The organism is Salinivibrio sp. IB574 (assembly GCF_001996205.1).
Lineage (GTDB): Bacteria > Pseudomonadota > Gammaproteobacteria > Enterobacterales > Vibrionaceae > Salinivibrio > Salinivibrio proteolyticus.
Genome location: NZ_MUFN01000028.1, coordinates 1 through 19,175, shown reverse-complemented (window position 1 = coordinate 19,175; position 19,175 = coordinate 1). Strand labels below are relative to the sequence as shown.

At 52.6% G+C, this 19,175-nt stretch carries 17 protein-coding genes and 1 pseudogene; 10 read left to right on the top strand and 8 right to left on the bottom strand.

The window, feature by feature from the left end; all coding sequences use genetic code 11:
* The 3 genes from BZJ17_RS13360 to tldD all read left to right on the top strand — a co-directional run bounded on the left by BZJ17_RS13360 (position 1) and on the right by tldD (position 6,194).
* Positions 1–3,858 carry a YhdP family protein gene (locus BZJ17_RS13360; protein ID WP_077641064.1) on the top strand — a complete coding sequence of 1,286 codons (3,858 nt, stop codon included), beginning with the start codon at positions 1–3 and terminating at the stop codon, positions 3,856–3,858.
* 2 nt (positions 3,859–3,860) lie between these two features.
* Entirely contained in the window at positions 3,861–4,679 is an 819-nt protein-coding gene (locus BZJ17_RS13355) for a carbon-nitrogen hydrolase family protein (RefSeq protein WP_077641063.1), read from the top strand.
* Positions 4,680–4,745: 66 nt separating this feature from the next.
* Positions 4,746–6,194, top strand: a complete 1,449-nt coding sequence (tldD, locus tag BZJ17_RS13350; RefSeq protein ID WP_077641062.1) for a metalloprotease TldD — start codon at positions 4,746–4,748, stop codon at positions 6,192–6,194.
* A gap of 35 nt (positions 6,195–6,229) precedes the next feature.
* Here the strand turns inward: tldD and yjgA are convergent, their stop codons facing one another.
* Positions 6,230–6,757, bottom strand: coding sequence for a ribosome biogenesis factor YjgA (gene yjgA, locus BZJ17_RS13345; protein ID WP_069588156.1), 528 nt, complete (start codon positions 6,755–6,757; stop codon positions 6,230–6,232).
* Positions 6,758–6,885: 128 nt separating this feature from the next.
* Between yjgA and pmbA the strand changes: the two genes are divergently transcribed.
* Together pmbA and BZJ17_RS13335 are read left to right on the top strand one after the other, a co-directional pair.
* Positions 6,886–8,226, top strand: coding sequence for a metalloprotease PmbA (gene pmbA, locus BZJ17_RS13340; protein ID WP_069588153.1), 1,341 nt, complete (start codon positions 6,886–6,888; stop codon positions 8,224–8,226).
* A gap of 94 nt (positions 8,227–8,320) precedes the next feature.
* Positions 8,321–9,154, top strand: coding sequence for a hypothetical protein (locus BZJ17_RS13335; RefSeq protein WP_077641061.1), 834 nt, complete (start codon positions 8,321–8,323; stop codon positions 9,152–9,154).
* 6 nt (positions 9,155–9,160) lie between these two features.
* On the opposite strand, the gene BZJ17_RS13330 is transcribed toward BZJ17_RS13335, so the two are convergent.
* The 3 genes from BZJ17_RS13330 to folB are packed head-to-tail and all read right to left on the bottom strand — an operon-like array spanning position 9,161 to position 10,814.
* A complete protein-coding gene (locus tag BZJ17_RS13330; RefSeq protein WP_077479466.1) occupies positions 9,161–9,961 on the bottom strand; it encodes an undecaprenyl-diphosphate phosphatase in 801 nt (266 codons plus the stop codon).
* Between the two features lie 8 nt (positions 9,962–9,969).
* Positions 9,970–10,464 (bottom strand): 2-amino-4-hydroxy-6-hydroxymethyldihydropteridine diphosphokinase, encoded by a 495-nt coding sequence (folK, locus tag BZJ17_RS13325; protein ID WP_077641060.1) that lies wholly within the window; start codon positions 10,462–10,464, stop codon positions 9,970–9,972.
* Positions 10,461–10,814 (bottom strand): dihydroneopterin aldolase, encoded by a 354-nt coding sequence (folB, locus tag BZJ17_RS13320; protein WP_069588147.1) that lies wholly within the window; start codon positions 10,812–10,814, stop codon positions 10,461–10,463. Before folB ends, folK begins: the two co-directional genes overlap by 4 nt.
* 170 nt (positions 10,815–10,984) lie before the next feature.
* Here folB and plsY point away from each other — a divergent pair, with 170 nt between their 5' ends.
* Positions 10,985–11,584 (top strand): glycerol-3-phosphate 1-O-acyltransferase PlsY, encoded by a 600-nt coding sequence (gene plsY, locus BZJ17_RS13315; protein ID WP_069588145.1) that lies wholly within the window; start codon positions 10,985–10,987, stop codon positions 11,582–11,584.
* Positions 11,585–11,621: 37 nt separating this feature from the next.
* Here plsY and tsaD read toward each other — a convergent pair whose 3' ends face one another.
* Positions 11,622–12,641: a tRNA (adenosine(37)-N6)-threonylcarbamoyltransferase complex transferase subunit TsaD gene (gene tsaD / locus BZJ17_RS13310; protein WP_077641059.1), complete on the bottom strand. Its 1,020-nt coding sequence runs from the start codon at positions 12,639–12,641 to the stop codon at positions 11,622–11,624.
* Between the two features lie 249 nt (positions 12,642–12,890).
* On the opposite strand from tsaD, the gene rpsU reads away from it, so the two are divergent.
* The 4 genes and pseudogenes from rpsU to rpoD form a co-directional block, all read left to right on the top strand.
* Positions 12,891–13,106: a 30S ribosomal protein S21 gene (gene rpsU, locus BZJ17_RS13305; RefSeq protein ID WP_069588141.1), complete on the top strand. Its 216-nt coding sequence runs from the start codon at positions 12,891–12,893 to the stop codon at positions 13,104–13,106.
* Between the two features lie 23 nt (positions 13,107–13,129).
* A complete protein-coding gene (locus BZJ17_RS13300) occupies positions 13,130–13,573 on the top strand; it encodes a GatB/YqeY domain-containing protein (protein WP_069588140.1) in 444 nt (147 codons plus the stop codon).
* Between the two features lie 83 nt (positions 13,574–13,656).
* Complete coding sequence (gene dnaG, locus BZJ17_RS13295; protein ID WP_077641058.1) at positions 13,657–15,291, top strand: DNA primase; 1,635 nt, start codon at positions 13,657–13,659, stop codon at positions 15,289–15,291.
* A gap of 63 nt (positions 15,292–15,354) precedes the next feature.
* Positions 15,355–17,223 (top strand): annotated as a pseudogene (gene rpoD / locus BZJ17_RS13290) (RNA polymerase sigma factor RpoD); the annotation flags it as partial.
* A 69-nt stretch (positions 17,224–17,292) separates the two neighbouring features.
* Here the strand turns inward: rpoD and mgtE are convergent.
* The 3 genes from mgtE to BZJ17_RS13275 form a co-directional block, all read right to left on the bottom strand.
* A complete protein-coding gene (mgtE, locus tag BZJ17_RS13285) occupies positions 17,293–18,660 on the bottom strand; it encodes a magnesium transporter (RefSeq protein ID WP_069588135.1) in 1,368 nt (455 codons plus the stop codon).
* 121 nt (positions 18,661–18,781) lie between these two features.
* Complete coding sequence (locus BZJ17_RS13280; RefSeq protein WP_069588134.1) at positions 18,782–19,057, bottom strand: HPr family phosphocarrier protein; 276 nt, start codon at positions 19,055–19,057, stop codon at positions 18,782–18,784.
* Positions 19,054–19,175, bottom strand: a 122-nt coding sequence (locus BZJ17_RS13275; RefSeq protein WP_277868804.1) for an RNase adapter RapZ, incomplete at its 5' end; no start/stop codon positions are given. The genes BZJ17_RS13275 and BZJ17_RS13280, both read right to left, overlap by 4 nt.

The following is a 19,175-nucleotide window of genomic DNA, read 5'->3' as shown; positions in this document are numbered from 1 at the left end:
ATGACCTGGGCCGCGAAAATTGGACGCTGGTTGCTAGCTGGCGTCGTGAGTCTTATTCTGTTAACCGCCGTCTTTATTGGCGGTTTGCGCTTTTTATTGCCCAACGTGGATATGGTGCGTGAGCCGCTACGACAATGGGTTAGCGAGCAAACGGGCTTTAGCGCGCGTCTTGGGACTATTGCTGGCCAATGGCGCAACCTTACGCCGTCATTGCAACTCAATCATGTCGCCTTGACCACCAGTGATAACAGCCCGCCATTACTGACCGCAAACCACATTGATCTAAAATTGGATGTTTTTGCGAGCCTATCCCGCCGTCAACCGGTGTTTTCCCATGTTACCCTCGATGGGCTGACCTTTAACAGTGGTCAACTGCCCGATAAAAAAGATAGCACCGGGGTACGTGAGCGCCTTGAAGATTTGTTTTTAGCTCGCCTTGGCCAGTTCTCTGTCACCAACGCTCGTCTTGTTCTTGTCACACCTTCATTGGCGGCGCAGACGCTGAATATTGATAACTTGTTGTGGCGTAATCAAAATGGTCAGCATCATGCGCAGGGCACCATTGGGATTGCGGGGACAGAGCTGGAAAAAATCCGCGTCAATGCGGCCTTTACCGAGACCGACGGGTTGGACTCGCTCAGTGGTGATTTTTATCTGGCTAGCGAAAACATGGATTTGGCACCGTGGCTGATGAAGCGCTTCACGCCGTCAGTGACGATTGACAATGCGCGCTTAGATGCCAATGCATGGCTGCGGGTTGAGAAAGGCCAAGTGGCGAATGCCTTGCTGGGTGTCGATACTTTGGCTTTGACGTGGCGCGATCAGCAAGGGGCCTCGCAGCAATGGGCGCTCAAAGACAGCCGCGTGCAACTGCAGGCAAGAGAGGACCAGCAATGGCGTGTGGATAGCGATGGGGTTTGGGTTCAGCAAGGGGATACCACGCTGCCGGCGCTCAATCAACTATCTTGGCAAGGAAACGTGTCCAACTGGCAGCTGAATGCCCGTCACATTGATATCGCGGCATTACGTCCGTTAGTTGGATTGTTGAGCCAATCTGACCGTCAGCATCAACTGATAGACGTCCTTTCACCGACCGGTATGGTGGACTCGCTGGCAATGAGTCAGTCCCCTGATACGCCGCTGCGCTATCAAGCCTCTTTCTCTGACATTCGCGCCAATCAATGGGGCTATTTCCCGGCCTTTGAGGGGTTAAATGTCACCGTGTCCGGTCAGGGACATCAAGGCAAGGCGACCTTAGCATTAGGGCAACAATCACTCCCCTATGGTGATTTTTTTCAAGCGCCGTTACCGCTTGAGCATGGGGAGGTGACGGTGCAATGGGCGGATCGTGGCGATACTTTGACGGTTTGGAGTGATGCGATTGCCCTCCAAGCGGCAGACTTGGCGGCGCGCGGCGCGTTTCGCTTAGACATTCCTGCACAAGGTTCACCGTTTCTGGCGCTCTATGCTAACGCCGATGTGCACGATGCAGGCCAAACGGGGCGCTATTTACCCATCCGTGCGATGCCAGATTCACTCACCGATTACCTCTCTCGTGCGATTCAAGGCGGGCAGGCGCAAGGCAGTGACATTTTATGGTTTGGCGCGTTAAATGCGTTTCCGTACCGTCAACATGACGGTGTCTTCCAAGCGCGAGTGCCGCTGCGCCAAGGCGCATTCAGTTTTAATACCGCATGGCCTACTCTGACCGAGTTGGATGCTGAGCTCTTGTTTGAAAACGCACGGCTAACCATTCAGGGCGATCATGTACGTCTTGGCGATGCGATCAGCCGTCAGGTTCGCGCCGATATCGCGGATATGGAGGCGCCGGATAGCACATTAACCCTAGCGGCAGATTTATCCGCCACCGGGGATGCGGTCCGTCGTTATATGTTGGCGACCCCACTCGTCGACTCAGTGGGCGCGGCGTTGACGCATGTTCAAGTTAAGGGATTGGTAGATGCCAATTTAGCGCTCGATATCCCTCTCGACGGCAGTCAGCCGCACGCCACAGGTGAAGTGCGCTTTGCGGGGAACCAAGTGCTGATTCAGGCACCGTCCATGCAACTGGATAATGTCGCAGGTAGACTGCGCTTTGACGATGATACTATCCGCACTCGGGCGCTGACGGCCCAATGGCTGGGCCAGCCCATCAAGGTCGATTTTGACGGACAAACCGATGCGGCAGGTTATCAGCTGGATCTTAATCTGGATGCGGACTGGGACGTCGCCCCTTTGCTGGCTCAATTGTCGTTACCGCTCGAGGATTATCTTGCTGGTGGTGCCCGTTGGCAGGCGACCTTGGGCCTGACGCTGCATGACATCGGTTTTGACTACCAACTGGGTGTTGATATCGACACCACGCCTTTGCAGTCAACATTGCCCGCGCCACTGGCTAAACCGCGTTGGTCAACCGGTAGCGCCTCGCTGGCGGCAACGGGCAACAGCGAAGGGCTACAAGGGCGAATTCAGTTACCGGCGGTTAGCTATCAAGCGCGTATTAATACCCAAGGCGATCGTCCCGTGATCACTGCAAGCCAATGGCATGTGGGCGAACAGGCCACCTCACTCTTGGCGACGCAAGGGCATCGGTTGGATATTGACTTGGCACAGCTAGATATAATGCCGTGGCGTGACCTATGGCGTGACGTGACGCCGCAATGGCCACAAGGGCACAGTGATTTTCCGACCTTACCGGTGCCCACTAAAGTGAACGCACGCATCGCTCGCTTAGATGCCGACAAACTGAGGTTTAATCAAGTGTCTCTTGCTGTGCGCAAAAAGCCACAAGGATGGGACGCCTTACTCGGGAGTAATGAGCTTAGCGGCCGCGCCCAGTGGCCGACGGGAGGACGCTTAGCGATCGATGTCGATCATTGGCATATCAATATGATCGCCGATACCGCCGAAAACGATCCTAATGCGCCCCTGTTCGCACCGGTGGACAGCCGAGCCTCTGCCGCTGACAAGGCGCTATTGGCGGCGGTGCCATCCACCTATATATTGATCAAAGATTTATGGCTACAAGGCTATCGACTTGGGCGAGTTTCTGCATCACTCGACAAGCAAGAAGAACGCATAGACTTAACCTCATTGACCATCGAGAGCGGTCAAAACCAAGCGGCGGTAAGCGGCAGTTGGTTAATCGATGAGGATCAGCGCAATCAAACGGCGCTCTCCATACAGTTAAATGGCGATAGCACGTCGGATTTAATGGGGCGCTTTGGGGTCAGCGGTGGGATCCAAGATGCGCGTTTTACCTCGCAAGCGGATATCTCTTATGGCGGACTGCCGTGGCAAGCGGATATCACGAGTTTAAATGGTGAAGTCCGTGCCGATATCCAAGATGGTTACATCAGTGGCGTCGGGGGAGCGGGAAAACTGCTGGGCTTATTTAGCTTGGATTCTATTCTACGCAAAATCCAACTCGACTTTTCTGGCGTATTCGAAGATGGGCTGGCGTTTGATGACATTACGGGCCGTGCGGTGATCACAAATGGCGTGGTCGTGACCGATAATATCCGCATGGATGGATTAGCAGGTGATATGGTTATCAGAGGTATCGCTAACTTGGTCAGCAACCAAGTCAACGCGGATGTGCGCTTTACGCCAGATATTACCTCTGGGATCCCTGTGCTCAGCGCGTTTGCTGTTACGCCACAAACGGCGCTCTACGTATTGGCCGTCACCACGGCGATTTCGCCGGTTGTGGATGTCTTTACACAGGTTCGCTATCAAGTCACTGGGCCGATTGGTACGCCTGACATTCGGGAAATTTCCCGTAATCAAGAGGCGCTAACCTTGCCCGCCGATGCCACGGAACGATTGCGCCAACAGGCAGAACAAGCCAAGGAGTGAGCATGATGAAAGTCGGCATCATCCAGATGAATTCGGGCGCCGATCCGGTGCAGAACATGGACGTACTGCAAACCAGTTTGCAGCGGTTGCATCAACAAGGCGTCAAACTGGCACTGACGCCAGAAAATGCCTTGGTATTTGGTGACAAACAAGATTACCAACGGCATGCCGAGCCGTTAGGGCATGGCCCTATCCAGCGCCAACTGGCAGAAATGGCGCACCAATTCGATATCTGGCTGGTGGTGGGGGCCTTTCCGATCCAAAACGACAATGGCCGTTTGAGTAGCGCAAGCTTGGTGTTCGACAATGCCGGACATTTGCGAGGTAGCTACGATAAGCTCCATATGTTTGATGTGGAAGTGGCGGATGCCCATGGACGTTATCGGGAGTCGGACTACTTTCAAGCCGGTGATCAACTTGCCACCGTGGACACGCCATTTGGTTGCTTGGGGTTAAGCATCTGCTATGACGTGCGTTTTGCGCCGCTCTATCATGCGTTGCGAGCGCAAGGCGCCGATATTTTAACTGTGCCGGCGGCGTTCACGCGCGTCACGGGACAGGCGCACTGGGAGGCATTGCTGCGCGCCCGCGCGATTGAAACCCAATGCTGGGTGATTGCTGCCGGGCAGTGTGGTGAGCACAGTAAAGGCCGTCAAACGTGGGGGCATTCGATGATTATCGACCCTTGGGGGCAAGTGGTCGCGTCACTAGGGGACGACCCCGGTGTGACGTGGGCGGAGCTTGATCTGAGCATCGGTGAATCCATTCGCCGTAAAATGCCGGTGCTCGACCACGCTCGGTTGCAAACCCAATTGAAATAGCGCACCCTCGGCGCATCATCTTTTTATCTTTGGCTAGTATAAATAGCCTCAACCAAGAGTAAGCGAATGAGTCTGGAACAGGTCGAAGAAACCTTATTGCGCCCTGCGGGGATCAGTGAGTCGCATCTCCAAGAGACACTGGCTCACCTGAGTGGTCGTCAAATTGACTACGGCGACGTTTTTTTCCAATCAACGTGGCACGAGTCGCTCGTCTTGGAAGATAGCATCATCAAAGACGGCTCGTTCAATATCGATCGAGGTGTAGGTGTACGCGCTATCACGGGTGAGAAAACCGGGTTTGCCTACTCGGACCAACTTAACGCTGATGCCTTGATGCAAAGTGCGACCGCCGCACGCGGGATTGCACCCAAAGGTGGGCAGGGTCAAGTCAGTGCCTTTCGCACGGTTCGAGGTGGTCAATACTATGGCCCGCTTGATCCGCTCGGTAGCCTAACCCGCGAGCAAAAAATCGCATTGCTGAAAGAAATCGACAGCTACATTCGTGCCAAAGAGCCGCGAGTGAAAGAAGTCAGTGCCAGTATTAATGGCTTGTACGAGCAAGTATTGATTGCCGCCACGGATGGAACCTATGCCGCGGATATTCGCCCTCTAGTCCGTTTGTCTGTGTCTGTGCTCGTTGAGCAGGATGGACGCCGTGAGCGGGGAAGTGCCGGAGGCGGTGGCCGTTATGGTTACGAGGTGTTCTTGCAAGAGCAAGACGGAAAAAGCACGGCGCTACAGTTTGCTGATGAAGCGATTCGTTTAGCGCTGGTAAACTTGCGTGCAGAAGGCGCCCCTGCTGGCACCATGCCTGTGGTGTTAGGTGCGGGTTGGCCGGGCGTACTATTGCATGAAGCGGTCGGGCATGGCTTGGAGGGCGATTTCAACCGTAAAGAATCGTCTGTCTTCACCGGCAGCCTCGGTGAGCAAGTGACCTCACCGCTTTGCACCATTGTTGATGATGGCACGATGGCGGACCGTCGCGGCTCGCTCAATATCGATGATGAAGGCGTGCCGGGCCAATATAACGTCCTGATCGAAAACGGGGTGCTTAAAGGCTATATGCAAGATAAGCACAACGCGAGCTTGATGGGAGTGGCACCGACCGGAAACGGCCGTCGCGAATCTTACGCGCATTTACCCATGCCTCGTATGACCAATACCTACATGCTGGGTGGCGACAGTACGCCGAGTGATATTATTGCTAGTGTTGAGCACGGTTTGTATGCGCCGAACTTTGGTGGCGGACAAGTGGATATTACCTCGGGTAAATTTGTGTTCTCGACCTCTGAAGCCTATTTAATTGAGAACGGTAAAGTTACCACGCCTGTGAAAGGGGCCACTTTGATTGGCAGTGGTATTGAGGCGATGCAACAAGTGTCGATGGTGGGTAATGATCTCGCGATTGACCGAGGCGTCGGCGTCTGCGGTAAGGCAGGGCAAAGTGTGCCGGTTGGCGTGGGTCAGCCAACGCTGAAACTTGATGCCATGACAGTGGGTGGCACGGAGTCATAAACAAACACGCCAGTGGAGAACACTGGCGTGAGGTTTTACAGGCTTTGGTCGTAAAAGCCTTTAATGTATTGGAAGATCTCGCGATAGGCCTTGGGCGGCTTGTTTTGTTGTCGCTCTTTTTTAGCCTGACGGGCAAGCTGGCGTAAGCGTTGGCGGTCGGCCTCTGGATACTGCAACATCACATCGTTGATAGCGTCGTCGCCTTCATCGACAACACGGTCGCGCAGCTTTTCGAGCTTATGCAGCTCAGCACTCTGTTGCGCGTGCTTGTTTTGTAGCTTATCCAGCGCCGCTTGAATCGGCTCAGGGTCGCGAGAGCGCATGAGCTTGCCGACATATTGCAATTGGCGACGACGTGCTTCGTTTTTTAAGCGTTGTGCGTCAACAATGGCGGTGTATAAGTCGTCGTCGAGTGGAAACTTTTCCAACACGGCAGGCTTGAGCTTAACCAGCGCTTCGCCAAGCTCTTGCAGGGCGAGCATATCGCGCTTCATCTCGGATTTACTCACCCAGATGATTTCTTCCTCTTCCTCCCAAGGAGCAGGTTTATTTTTACGGCCCATGTTCAACCTCAATGAGAATGTGCAATGACACTTATGTTAACAAGAAACGCGCACAAACGCGGGCTTTTTTGTCACCGGCTCGCGTGGCCCCGTATTCCAAATTCGAATTTTAATCAGAAAGGTCAACTATGAGTGTAAAACAGCAGGTCGCGGAGCAAGAGCAACACTTACGCCAAGCCGTCAGCCGTGCGTTGGACATGGCCGCGCAACGCAGTGATGCCGCAGAGGTAGCGATCACCAAAAGCACAGGGATCAGCGTCACGTCACGCATGGGTGAAGTGGAGAACGTAGAGTTTAATCGCGATGGTGCCTTAGGAGTGACTGTCTACTGCGATCAGCGCAAAGGTAGCGCATCCACGACAGATCTGTCCGAGCGTGCGATTGCTAAAACGGTCGAAGCCGCGTTGGAAATTGCCAGCTATACCTCACCGGATCCCTTTGGTGGCCCAGCACCAAAACACTTAATGGCCTTTGAGTATCCCGATCTTGATCTGTTTTACCCTGACGAGCCAGAGCCCGATGCTGCAGCCGCATTAGCCATTGAGGCGGAACAAGCCGCGTTAGGTTATGACTCGCGTATCAAATTCAGTGATGGAGCCAGTTACGACAGCCATTACGGAGTCCGTGTGTATGGCAATAGCCACGGCATGCTAGGCAGTTATGCCTCCAGCCGCCAGGCGCTAAGCTGCTCGGTGATCGCGGAAAGTGCCAATGGCATGGAGCGCGATATGAGCTACACGGTTGCGCGCGATAAAGCCGATTTATGGACCCCAACCTCAGTCGGTATCGAAGCGGCAAAACACGCGGTAGCGCGCTTAGACCCACGTAGTCTGGCTACGTGTGAAGTCCCCGTGATGTTTGATGCCAGTGTGGCGACCGGCCTGTTTGGTCATCTGGTGATGGCGATCAGTGGCTCTGCGTTATATCGCAAATCATCCTTTTTACTGGATAAAAAGGATGAACAAATCTTCCCTAACTGGCTCACGATCAATGAGTTACCCCACGTACTTAAAGGGTCGGCCAGCTCGCCGTTTGATAGCGAAGGGGTCAAGACCCAAGACAGACGCATCGTGGAACAAGGGGTATTAAAAACCTATCTAGCGACCAGCTACGCGGCTCGCAAGCTCGATATGGAGCCCACTGGCCACGCTGGCGGTATCCATAACTGGTATGTCAGCCACACCGGCCAAGATGCTGATGCCATGCTGAAAACCTTGGGCACCGGTCTGTTAGTGACTGAGTTAATGGGGCAGGGGGTGAATCCGGTCACTGGCGATTATTCGCGCGGCGCTGCGGGTTTTTGGGTGGAAAACGGTGAAATCCAATATCCAGTCAGCGGCATTACCATCGCGGGGAATTTAAACCAGATGTTCGCCAATATTGTCGCAATCGGCACAGATATTGAAACGCGCAGCCAAATTCAAACCGGCTCAATCATTATTGATGCAATGAAAGTGGCTGGCGAATAATACCCATCATTTCTTCCCTTAGGGCGCCGATTGGCGCCCTTTTTAGTTTACTGCCATGCTAATAGCTGTTAGTCGAGCAGCGAGGGAGCGAGGCATGAACACAAGGCCGTTGCGTGATCTGATTGGAGCGCGTGTATTGGGCGTGCTAGGCACGTATTCCACCCCAGAGAAAATGGGCAGTATGGCGGTGTCGATTTGTGGCGTGGAGCCGCTCAGTGATACCCGGTTGCGCACGATTTTTGCCAAAGGACATCAATTGAAAGACGGTCAATGGGTCACGTTACATCTCGATAACCGCACTGGGGTGAGTGATTATGATGCCGACCTTAAGGTGTATCGTTTGTCGTTTAAGGGCAAGGTGATTGCCACATCCGCCTTTGAGGTCATGATTGATGCGCTCGAATATCAGGTGGCCTATGGGATGGGCGTGGTGAAGTCTTATCAAGCCCCTGATTATGCTTATCCGTTAGATACGCGTCGGACCGTGGCGTTACCCACTACACCTTTATCGCAAGTCCCGGCGATGGATGACAGTGAGTATGATAATAAAATCGGTGTGCTTTTGACCTATGCACCGAGTCAGCCACATACGACGGTGATGGCGTTTTTATCGTCGGTCGAGGATGACATCTTCTTTATCACCTTTCCCAGCACTTTCAAATCGTTGCTGCTAAAACGCGACAACCGCTGTTACTTTGCGATTGATAGCCGTGCAACTTTTACCTTTGAACAGGCGATTGAATGGAACTACAGCATTATTCGCGGCGAGGTTTATACCGTACCTAAACCGTCGATGATGTTTGATGAGATACGAGAGCGTTTTGTGGCGAAAAACCCGTGGGAAGTGGGCTTTTTTAGCCATCCTGAGGTGGAGATGTACCACCTGAAGGCAGCCAATGTGGTCTGCCCTCGGATGGCATTGGATTAGCGAGTTTTATTGGCTCATCAATAGCGCAATGAGACCCACACCTAAAATCAGGCGGTAAATCACGAACGGTAACATGCCCACACGGGTGACCAGCTTTAAAAACGCATGAATACACGCATAGGCGCTGACAAACGAGACCAAAACGCCAACCCCAATGGGGGCAAACTCAACCGGCACTGGGCTGGTGGCCAGCTGTAAGCCCAGATACGATCCGGCGAGGGTGATGATCGGAATCGACATCAAAAATGAGAAACGCGCGGCGGCTTCTCGAGTGTAGCCTAGCATTAACGCAGCGGTAATGGTGGCGCCCGAACGTGAGGTGCCTGGGATCAAAGCAAGTGCTTGAGCGATCCCGATAAACAGCGCACGCGATCGGGTGGTTTGGTACTCATCGCATTGTTGACGCGCATGGCGGTCAGCCCACCAAAGCAGTGCGCCAAATAGTAAGGTGGTAGCGGCAATCACCCACGCTGAACGCAGGTAAAGCTCAATTAAATCTTTAAGAAATAGGCCAGCCACGCAGGCGGGAATGGTCGCCAATACGATCATCCAAGCCAATTGACTATCCCGGCTGTGTTTACCTGTGAACGACGCGAAAAAGGCACCTAACAGCGACACAACTTCACGGCGGAAATAGCCAATCACCGCGGCAAGTGTGCCGACATGAACGGCCACATCGAAGGCTAAGCCTTGGTCGGCCCAGCCAAAAATCTGCGATGGCAAAATGAGGTGGGCGGAGCTAGAAATGGGCAAAAACTCAGTCAAGCCTTGAATAAGGGCAAGGAAAAAGGCTTCAAACATGCTCATGGTAATGATTATTCCTTCAAATACGCAGGGGTCTCGATAGGCCATAGTGGCTGGGCTTGGTCAAATTGCTGCCAAAGCTGCGCAAATGTTCGTCCATCCCCGGGGATTGCTTGATCGGGACACAGTTCAGCGAGCGGCCAAAGGGTGAATGCAAATTTATAAATATCGTTGCGCGGTAAGGCCGGTCCGCTGGACTGACACTGATCGCCAAAGGTCAATAAATCGATGTCCAAGGTACGATCGCGATACTTAACGTCGTCGCGCTGTCGCCCATATCGACTTTCGATATCGCGTATGGTTTGCCAAAAGGTTTGCAGATCGAGTGTGGTGTTGAGCTCAGCGATAAGGTTATAGAAATTCGGCCCTTCAAAGCCGACGGGTTCGGCCTCAAAAATGCGCGAAAAACGGCAGTGTGGGTCTAAGGCTCGTAACGCTTCAACTGCAGCTTGAATATGCAGGTCGCGATCGATGTTTGAGCCAATACTGACTAATGCTTTTGTCACCGTGTGCCTCGCTCTATCACTACGCCAACATTACGCGCTTGGGCGACGGCGCCAGGTTTGGCCACACGCACTTTTACCCAGCTGACGCCAAATTGTGACTGGATTAGCGCGGCGACCTCTTCGGCGACCCGCTCGATGAGCGCACAGCGGCTGGCTTGAACATGTGCAATCACAGCCTCACTGACACTGGCATAATCCAGCGCTAAACTGACATCATCACTTTGGGCGGCGGGACGATTGTCGTGCGCCATTTCGATATCAAGTACCAACTTTTGTTGGATGGTTTGTTCCCAATCGTAGACACCGATGGTGGTCACAACGTCGAGTTGTTCTATAAAGACGGAATCCATGTTTTTTCACACTCCGTGACAGGTCGGATACCACTGTGGTAAGAAAGCCCGTATTATCGAGCTTATCGATTGACACTTGGATGCGCGATGCGTTCCGATCCATGTTGCGTCTAATCAAGATCGTGGGCGCACTATAGCAACGAATGCAGCACAAACTCTAGGAATTTCACATGACTGCACTGGCCATTGCCATCATCATCGCTGCCTATTTGCTCGGCTCTGTTTCCAGTGCGGTGCTGGTGTGCCGGGCCTATGGTCTGCCGGATCCTCGCGAACAAGGGTCTGGAAATCCGGGCGCGACCAATGTGTATCGCCTTGGCGGCCGCACGGCCGCGGCATTGGTCTTAGTGTGCGACATGCTCAAAGGGACGATCCCCGTTTGGCTCAGTTATCTTATCGGGATTAATCCGTTTTTGCTTGGATTGATTGGCATCGCCGCCTGTCTTGGGCACATCTATCCGGTGTTCTTTCATTTTCGAGGCGGCAAAGGTGTAGCGACGGCGCTGGGTGCTATGGCTCCGATAGGACTCAGTCTCACCGGCTTGTTAGTGCTGACTTGGGGAGTGGTGTTGGTGATCACTGGCTATTCGTCATTAAGTGCTATCGTCACCGCCATTTTGGCACCGCTTTTCACTTGGTGGATTAAACCGCAATTTACGATGCCAGTGGCGATGCTTTCTTGCCTGATTTTATTTCGTCACTATGAAAATATTCGTCGCCTACTCGATGGCGAGGAAAAGCCCATTGTACTCAGGCGCTGGCGACGTTAACGGACGTAAAAAAGCAGCCCAAGGCTGCTTTTTTGCATCATTTAGTTAGGGATGGCAAGGTATCAATTGGCCAGCGAGGCTGTGCCTTCACCCCCAGTCCCATATGCTCCCCGTTTTTGAGTCGCTGCATCCCCGCATAGGCAATCATGGCGCCGTTATCGGTACAGAACTCGGGACGTGGATAGAAAACATCACCGCCCAGTTTGCGCGTGAGGGTGTCGAGTTTATCGCGTAAATGACGATTCGCGCTAACGCCGCCAGCAACCACTAATCGATTCATGCCACATTGCTCTAACGCTCGCTTACACTTGATTGCCAGCGTATCCACCACTGCGTCTTGGAAGGCATACGCGATATCCGCACGGGTTTGCGGATCATTGTCATTGGCAGCAATGGTATTCGCGGCAAATGTCTTCAAGCCGGAAAAGCTGAAATCGAGACCGGGGCGATCGGTCATCGGACGCGGGAAGGTGAAGCGACCGTGGGTGCCGTTTTCTGCCAGTTTTGACAGTAAGGGGCCACCGGGATAATCAAGATTCATCAGCTTCGCGGTTTTATCAAACGCTTCACCGGCTGCGTCATCAATCGACTCACCAAGAATGCGGTATTCGCCAATGCCTTTTACTTCGACTAACAGCGTGTGTCCGCCGGAAACGAGCAACGCCACAAAAGGAAAGGGAGGAGGTGTGTCTTCTAACATAGGTGCAAGTAAGTGGCCTTCCATATGATGCACTGCCACCGCTGGCACTTGCCATGCGTACGCCAGGCTGCGACCGATGGTGGCACCGACCAGCAGGGCACCGACTAATCCAGGACCGGCGGTATAGGCCACGCCATCGATATCCGCGGGTGTCAGCTGTGCCTCTGCCATCGCTGCTTTGACTAACGGCAAGGTCTTTTTAACATGATCGCGAGAGGCTAACTCAGGGACAACCCCGCCATAATCGGCATGAAGCTTTACCTGACTGTAAAGTTTATGTGACAAAAGCCCGCGTTGATCGTCGTAGATCGCCACGCCAGTTTCGTCGCACGATGTCTCTATGCCTAAAATTCGCATCATAACCTCAGGAAAACAGCCGATAGATTGAACGCTTAGGATAAATGAGCACGCTGAGCGTGAAGACCGAAGCGAGAAGACGTTGCCAGCACAGGCTGGCGGTGCGCGCAATCTTACATGGCTTGGAAGTAATTCGCCAGATGTGCTTTACAATGCCCCCCTATTCGGATTAGAATTTCGCACCATTTTTAATCAAGGCTGGCCAATAATTCGCCAGCGATAACTGATAACCCCTGAGGTGAAAGGCACATGCCAGTAGTTAAAGTACGTGAAAACGAACCATTTGACGTAGCATTGCGTCGCTTTAAGCGCTCTTGTGAAAAAGCAGGTATTCTTTCTGAAGTTCGCCGTCGTGAGCACTTCGAAAAGCCAACTACCGTTCGCAAACGCGCTAAAGCCGCTGCTCAAAAACGTCACCTGAAGAAGTTGGCACGCGAAAACCAACGTCGCGTACGTCTGTACTAATTTAGTCAGATTAGGTAGGTGCTATGGAATTGCTTGAACGTCTAAAAGATGCCCAAAAAGCGGCGATGAAAGCGAAAGACAAGACGCGTCTTGGTACGATTCGCCTTCTGATGTCAGCCATTAAACAGCAAGAAGTGGATACCCGTCAGTCATTGAGTGACGAAGACATTCTTGCGGTGCTGACAAAAAGCGTAAAGCAGCGCCGTGATTCCGTAGCCCAATACCAGTCAGCCGGTCGTGATGACCTTGCCGATGCAGAACTCGCAGAAATTGCAGTGATTGAAGAATTTCTTCCTCAACCACTGAGCGAAGCAGAGGTCGATGCATTGGTAAAAGCTGCCGTTGAAAAAACTGGCGCAGCCTCCATGCAAGACATGGGCAAGGTGATGGGGGTACTAAAACCTCAAATCCAAGGTCGAGCTGATATGGGAAAAGTTAGCCAACTCGTGAAAGCGAATTTAAGCTAAGTTTTTCCAGACCTTACAACAAGCCGTGCTTTCCGTAATGGACGGCGCGGCTTGTTTGCTTCTCTCCCTATAAATTTCAGGTTATGGCAGGCAGAATCCCGCGCGCATTCATTGACGACTTGCTCTCACGTCTCGACATTGTTGAGATCATAGACGCACGGGTCAAGCTCAAGAAAAAGGGCAAGAATTACAGCGCCTGTTGTCCGTTCCATAACGAAAAAACGCCTTCATTTAGCGTTAGCCAAGAAAAGCAGTTTTACCACTGCTTCGGATGTGGTGTGCACGGTAATGCCATCGATTTTGTGATGGAATTTGATCGATTGGAGTTTCCCGATGCGATCGAAGAGTTAGCGAACACACTGGGTTTAGACGTGCCCCGTGAACAAGCGAATGGCGGGAATCTCAAACAACGTGGTTTATCCGGTGAAGTGGTAAAACAGTTTGGTATTGGGTATGTCCCTGATCATTGGGATACCATTAAGCGACGTTTTGGTCGTAGCCAAGCGGAGCAACGCCAGCTGGTCACCGCCGGCATGTTGATTGAAAACGACAATGGTCGCAGTTATGACCGTTTTCGTGGTCGCGTGATGTTTCCTATCCGCGATCGCCGAGGCCGTGTGATTGGCTTTGGTGGCCGGGTGTTAGGGGATGGCACCCCGAAATACCTGAACTCGCCAGAAACGCCGATCTTTCATAAAGGTCGGGAGTTGTATGGCTTGTATGAAGTGATGCAACGTTATCGCCACCCTGAGCGTATCCTCGTGGTTGAAGGCTATATGGATGTGGTGGCACTGGCACAGTTTGGCGTCGATTACGCTGTGGCCTCGCTGGGGACATCGACTACAGGGGAGCATATGCAAACCCTGTTTCGGCAAAGTAGTACTATACTTTGCTGCTACGATGGCGATCGGGCAGGCCGAGAAGCGGCATGGCGGGCGATGGAACAAGCACTGCCTTACATGACTGATGGCAGACAGCTCAAGTTTATGTTTTTGCCCGACGGTGAAGATCCGGATTCGATGATCCGCCAAGAGGGTAAAGAAGGGTTTGAACAGCGGTTGAATGAGGCACAAACCCTCTCCACCTTTATGTTCACCACTTTGCTTAAGCAAGTCGACACCAGCAGCCAAGAAGGCAAAGCCAAGCTGGCGAACTTGGCGGTGCCTTTGATTGAAAAAGTGCCCGGAGATACGTTACGCCTTTACCTGCGTAATACGCTGGGGCAGAAATTGGGCATCATGGATGACCATCAGCTAGAGACCTTGATCCGTCGCCAAGGACAGCCCGTTAAAGTACATGGGCAATCAGAGATTAAGCGTACGCCGATGCGTGAGGTGATTGCGTTACTGGTCCAGTACCCGTACTTGGGCCAAGAAGTACCGCCGTTGCCGTCAGCGGAGTCGATTGATTTGCCCGGTTTGGCGTTACTCAATCCGATCCTTGAGATCTGTCGAGCGCGCCCCAATATCACTACCGGTCAGTTGCTAGAGCACTGGCGGGGGACAAAACAAGAAGCCTTGCTGGCGAGGTTAGCCGGCTGGGATCTTTATATTGACGATGATAATGCGTCAGAACTTTTTTGCGATTCACTGGATAAAATACTCGCCCAGTGTGTCGAACAACAAATAGCCAAGTTGCAAGCGAAGTCAAATACCGTCGGCTTATCAGTCGAAGAGAAGCGGGAACTGATGCTACTGATACAGAGCCAGTCCGTTTAGAAAGTAGCCAGCAAAGGCGACATTTGTTAAAATTGGCGGTTTGCGTTTCCGCATACTAAATTCTTCACTCAGACCCGAAGTTGGATATCGTCTATGGATCAAAATCCGCAGTCACAGCTAAAGTTGCTTGTCGCAAAAGGCAAGGAACAAGGCTATCTGACCTATGCCGAAGTTAACGACCACCTCCCGGAAGACATTGTCGATTCCGACCAGATAGAAGACATCATTCAGATGATCAATGACATGGGCATCCAAGTGGTAGAAGCCGCGCCCGATGCTGATGAATTGATGATGTCTGAGACCGTGGCCGACGAAGACGCGGTAGAAGCCGCAGCGGCAGCGCTGTCCAGTGTGGAAAGTGAAATTGGCCGTACCACCGATCCTGTGCGCATGTATATGCGTGAAATGGGCACGGTAGAGCTTCTGACCCGTGAGGGTGAGATCGATATCGCCAAGCGTATCGAAGACGGCATTAACCAAGTACAGTGCTCGGTGGCGGAATACCCGGCCTCGATTGCCTCACTGCTTGACCAGTTCGATAAGGTGGAAGCGGAAGAGCTACGCCTGACTGACATCATCTCTGGGTTTATTGATCCAACCCAAGATGACATGGCCCCGACCGCCACCCACATCGGCTCTGAGCTGAGTGAGAAAGAGCTCGAAGAAGAAGATGACGACGACGCTGATGACGACGACGATGATGATAGCGAAGAAGATGTCGGTATCGATCCTGAGCTTGCACGCGAGAAGTTTAGCGAGCTCCGTCGTACGTATTCCAATATGGAAGCGGCAATCAACCAGTATGGTCGTTACGATGACCGCACTAAAGCGTCTATCGAAGAGCTGTCGGAAACCTTCAAGCAGTTCCGCTTGGTGCCTAAGCAGTTTGATCGTCTGGTTAACGAAATGCGCCAGACCATGGACAAAGTGCGTACCCAAGAACGCTTGGTAATGCGTCTGTGTGTCGATCAGGCCAAAATGCCGAAGAAAACCTTTGTGCAATTGTTTGCCGGTAACGAATCATCCGATGCATGGATTGATGAAGCGCTGTCATCCGGTAAGCCGTATGCAGAGCGTGTGGCGCGTTACGAAGAAGATCTGCGTCGTTGTGTGCAGAAATTGAAAATCATCGAAGAAGAGACGGGCCTGTCTGTTGAGCGTATCAAAGACATTAGCCGTCGCATGTCTATCGGTGAAGCGAAAGCACGCCGCGCGAAGAAAGAGATGGTGGAAGCCAACTTACGTCTGGTTATTTCGATTGCTAAGAAATACACCAACCGTGGCTTACAATTCTTGGATTTGATTCAAGAAGGTAACATTGGCTTGATGAAAGCGGTGGATAAATTTGAATATCGCCGTGGTTATAAGTTCTCAACCTATGCGACTTGGTGGATCCGTCAGGCGATTACTCGCTCGATTGCAGACCAAGCCCGGACGATTCGTATTCCGGTGCACATGATTGAGACCATCAACAAGCTTAACCGCATCTCGCGTCAAATGCTTCAGGAAATGGGCCGTGAGCCACTGCCTGAAGAGTTGGCGGAGCGCAKGATGATGCCGGAAGATAAAATCCGCAAAGTCCTCAAGATTGCGAAAGAGCCAATCTCAATGGAAACCCCTATCGGTGATGATGAAGATTCACATCTGGGCGATTTCATTGAAGATACCACCCTTGAGCTACCGATGGACTCAGCGACGTCTAACAACCTGAAAATGGCGACCAATGACGTATTGGCCGGTCTGACACCGCGTGAGGCAAAAGTGCTACGTATGCGCTTTGGTATCGATATGAATACTGACCACACGTTGGAAGAAGTCGGTAAGCAGTTTGATGTTACGCGTGAGCGTATTCGTCAGATTGAAGCGAAAGCGCTGCGTAAGCTGCGTCACCCAAGCCGTTCAGAGACATTACGTAGCTTCTTGGACGAGTAAGCGGTAAGCGTTTTGCACTGCCCAATAGAAAGGCGAGCCAATGGCTCGCCTTTTTTAATCGCGGTCAGATTAGGTAATAAACAGGGTGGCAAGGCCAAGAAAGGCAAGGAGTCCAACCACATCAGTAACGGTAGTTAATGCCATGCCACCGGCCAGTGCCGGATCAATATTGTATTTTTTTAACAGAGTCGGGATAGCGACCCCAGCAATCCCAGCGATAAATAAATTCATCATCATCGCACCGGCAATGATCAGCCCAAGCTCAAGATTCCCTTTCCATAGCACCACGACGCCGCCAATAATCATCGACCATACCAAGCCATTGATCAGTCCGACGGTGGCTTCTTTGGCGAGCAGCCAGCGTGTGTTGGAGTCACCAATGTGACCCACGGCTAACCCGCGAATAACCAAGGCAACGGTTTGATTCCCTGCTACACCGCCCATCGAAGGGACGATGGTCATTAACACCGCAATCGCTGCCATCTTATCAAGCGTGCCTTCAAACATGTTCGACACGGAGGCTGCGGTCAATGCCGCGAGCACATTGATCCCCAGCCAGATACTGCGACGACGCGCACTTTTAAAGGCGGGCGCAAAGGTGTCTTCCTCATCGTCCAGACCGGCCAAGCCCATCATCGAGTGCTCGGCATCTTCACGAATAATATCGACCACATCATCGATGGTAATACGGCCGACAAGGTGATTCTGTTGGTCGACGACGGGGGCTGAAACCCAGTTACGACGCTCAAAGAGGCTCGCCACATCGCCATCGTCCATGGTTACGCTAATGGCTTCATCCGGATCGTCCATAATGTCGACCACTTCCGTATCCGGTTGGTTAACTAACAAGGCGGCAATGGGTAGATTGCCAATCAGTCGGCCATTCGGATCAATCACATAAAGCGCATCTGTGGTATCGGGTAGCTCGCCTCGCATGCGCAGATAACGCAGCACGACATCCACAGTGACGTCGCCCCGAATCGTGACCACGTCGGTGTTCATCATCCCGCCCGCAGAGTCCTCCGGGTAGGAGAGCGCTTGCTGGATGCGCGCGCGGTCTTGTGCGTCCATCTCCGCCAGCACATCTTGTGAGACGTCTTGAGGCAAACTACGCAGTAGATAAGCGACGTCGTCGGTTTCCATCCCCTCGGTGGCGGCGGCAAGTTGCTCAGGCGCCATACGCACCATGATGCCGTCTTTCACATCCTCAGACAGCTCATCGAGGATTTCACCTTGGTCTTCGGGATCCGTCAGTTGCCAGAGAACTAAACGGCCTTTGGGCGGCGAGGCCTCAAGAAGGTGGGCGATGTCTTCCGGCTCCATGTCTTCCAACATGCGGCGCACGCGGACAAACATGCCTTGTTCCAGCAGTTGGCTAACTTCTTGTAGCCGTTGGTGGGTTTGATTGCTTTGTTCTTGTTCTGTCGTTTCTGCCATAGGCAACATCCCCCATTGCAATGTCTGAAATTCTAACGCAATCAGGGGAGTCTGTCGCATGACAAATGGGTTGCGTGTCAGTATAAGAAAGGAATTGCGTGCTGGTCAGCGCAGTGGGCGGTTAACTTTCTTCGTCAAATCCGGCATCGAACAGCGCTTTTACCGCGTTTAAAGCCGGTTCGGCTTGTGGACCCGTCGCGGTGAGAGTGATGGTTTGTCCTTGAGCCGATTCCAGCATCAGCATTGCCATCACACTATCGGCCGTGGCGCGCTTATCGCCACTTTGCAGCTCAATGGTGGCGTCGTAGGCTTGGATCAGCTCAACCAGCTTCATGGCGGCGCGCGCATGTAAGCCCAGTCGGTTACGCACACACACATCCGTGTGCAGGGTGGTCATGACGATTGCTCCAAGGTGCGGTGACGAATCTGCACTTTTTCGCCGAGCTCCGTGAAATAGTCAGCCAGATATTGCGCTATATACACAGAGCGGTGTTTACCGCCCGTGCATCCAATTG

Coding starts and splice junctions, on each gene's coding strand:
- pmbA (WP_069588153.1), top strand. CDS start 6,886: ATGAGTGTAAAACAGCAGGTCGCGGAGCAAGAGCAACACTTACGCCAA.
- tldD (WP_077641062.1), top strand. CDS start 4,746: ATGAGTCTGGAACAGGTCGAAGAAACCTTATTGCGCCCTGCGGGGATC.
- folB (WP_069588147.1), bottom strand. CDS start 10,814: ATGGATTCCGTCTTTATAGAACAACTCGACGTTGTGACCACCATCGGT.
- tsaD (WP_077641059.1), bottom strand. CDS start 12,641: ATGCGAATTTTAGGCATAGAGACATCGTGCGACGAAACTGGCGTGGCG.
- BZJ17_RS13335 (WP_077641061.1), top strand. CDS start 8,321: ATGAACACAAGGCCGTTGCGTGATCTGATTGGAGCGCGTGTATTGGGC.
- BZJ17_RS13330 (WP_077479466.1), bottom strand. CDS start 9,961: ATGAGCATGTTTGAAGCCTTTTTCCTTGCCCTTATTCAAGGCTTGACT.
- BZJ17_RS13360 (WP_077641064.1), top strand. CDS start 1: ATGACCTGGGCCGCGAAAATTGGACGCTGGTTGCTAGCTGGCGTCGTG.
- BZJ17_RS13300 (WP_069588140.1), top strand. CDS start 13,130: ATGGAATTGCTTGAACGTCTAAAAGATGCCCAAAAAGCGGCGATGAAA.
- BZJ17_RS13280 (WP_069588134.1), bottom strand. CDS start 19,057: ATGACCACCCTGCACACGGATGTGTGTGTGCGTAACCGACTGGGCTTA.
- yjgA (WP_069588156.1), bottom strand. CDS start 6,757: ATGGGCCGTAAAAATAAACCTGCTCCTTGGGAGGAAGAGGAAGAAATC.
- rpsU (WP_069588141.1), top strand. CDS start 12,891: ATGCCAGTAGTTAAAGTACGTGAAAACGAACCATTTGACGTAGCATTG.
- mgtE (WP_069588135.1), bottom strand. CDS start 18,660: ATGGCAGAAACGACAGAACAAGAACAAAGCAATCAAACCCACCAACGG.
- dnaG (WP_077641058.1), top strand. CDS start 13,657: ATGGCAGGCAGAATCCCGCGCGCATTCATTGACGACTTGCTCTCACGT.
- BZJ17_RS13355 (WP_077641063.1), top strand. CDS start 3,861: ATGATGAAAGTCGGCATCATCCAGATGAATTCGGGCGCCGATCCGGTG.
- plsY (WP_069588145.1), top strand. CDS start 10,985: ATGACTGCACTGGCCATTGCCATCATCATCGCTGCCTATTTGCTCGGC.